This window comes from Plantibacter sp. Mn2098, assembly GCF_049319745.1.
Classification (GTDB): domain Bacteria; phylum Actinomycetota; class Actinomycetes; order Actinomycetales; family Microbacteriaceae; genus Plantibacter.
Window position 1 is genome coordinate 1 of sequence record NZ_JBMOUH010000020.1, and the last position, 1,474, is coordinate 1,474.

1 protein-coding gene is annotated in these 1,474 nt (G+C 67.3%); it reads right to left on the bottom strand.

Annotated elements, in window-relative coordinates; translation table 11 throughout:
• Positions 1 to 1,319, bottom strand: a 1,319-nt coding sequence (locus tag ACL9RL_RS19730) for a DUF222 domain-containing protein (protein ID WP_422781999.1), incomplete at its 3' end; no start/stop codon positions are given.
• Between the last annotated feature and the right edge of the window lie 155 nt (positions 1,320 to 1,474).

Consider the following 1,474-nt stretch of genomic DNA (forward strand, 5'->3'; position numbering starts at 1 on the left):
CAGGCGCACCCGCCGTCCCGCTCGGTCAGCGCCAACCGTTGCGCCGGGGAGAACAACCGCCGGGACCTCCCGAGGTCCAGCACGTGTGATGGTCCGTTGAGGACCGCGGGGATGAGGTTCGCGTCTCCGGCGAGGCGCCGCACGGTGCCGGCGCTGACCGGTTCCGTGATCCCGTCGATCGTGGCGTGTCCGAGCCCGGCCTGCAGCTCGTCGAGGTTCATCCGTACCACGATGCTCACCGGGGCGAGAGTCGTGGACGCTTCCGCGCACCCGCTGGTGTGTCGGCACACGTCGATCAACGCATCCAGGCGGAGCTGCTCGATCGTCCGCGGATCAGGCATGTCCGTGGCGGGCGTTTGAGAACTACCGCACGTTTCCGCGTCAGTGCGTCTCTCGTCCTCCGCTGGTTGTTCGACGAAGACTGGGGTGCGCAGGTTCTTGCCGACGATCGCGTCCAGGGCGCCACGCACCCACATCGCGGACTCCGGATCCAACACCGCGGTGAGCTTCGTCATCCCATCCGGTTGCTCGATGATCGTCAATGACCGGCGCGACTTCAACATGTGTTCGCGGGGTTCGGTGCCGTCCTTGTCCAGGATCGTCCGACCCAGTACTGCCGCACGACGCGCCGTTGTGACGGGCGCACCGGTGCAGTGCTCCACGAGCAGGGTTTCGATCGCGGCGACCTTCGCGGGTGCAGCGGCCTTCGCGCCTTCGCGCAGCTCACGGACGAGTGCCGCAGCAGCATCCACCGTCACCGCAACCCCAGAACCAGAACCAGAACTGGACCCGGGCTCGTCTGGTGCACCCGCACGACTGGGGCGGATGGCTCGGGCGATCGCCGGGAACTCGCACTCCTGCACCACCCCCAGAAACGAACGCTTCGGCACAACCGCCGAACCGACCTGCACGAGCACTCCCGCACGCGCGGGCGCGATCCGCCACCGCTCCGACACCACCACCGCAGCCGACGCATGACCCAGACGCTTCGCGAACCCGTCACCGCCACGCTCCTTCCCGGACCGCGCAGCCACCGTGCCAGCGGCTGCCGCCTGCAAGACGTCGAGGGTGTGCTGCATCGCCCCGAGACCATCGAGGACTCGGAGCAGGCCGGCGTCCGTCATCGTCTCCAACTCGACAGCGGCACGACCACTGGAGGACAACACCTCGGCGGAGACGGAGGCGTTCGCGTTGGTAGCGAATGCGGGGACCGCGCCGGCCCATGCCGACTGCAGTTGGTCCAAGGCTGTGATGGCGTCCTCGAACACCGGTGGCTCGGTGAACCCGACCGGAGGTGACGGTGGGGAGGAGATCGACATGGGATAAGCATCGCAGGGACCACTGACACTGCAACAGGTGGGGAATATGATTCTGATCTGGGGTTTATGGGCGACAGATGTGGGGTGGAACCGGGGAACAGAGGCGACGGGTGACGGGCACACGGGGTGGACCCTTCGACAAGCTCAGGGACCGG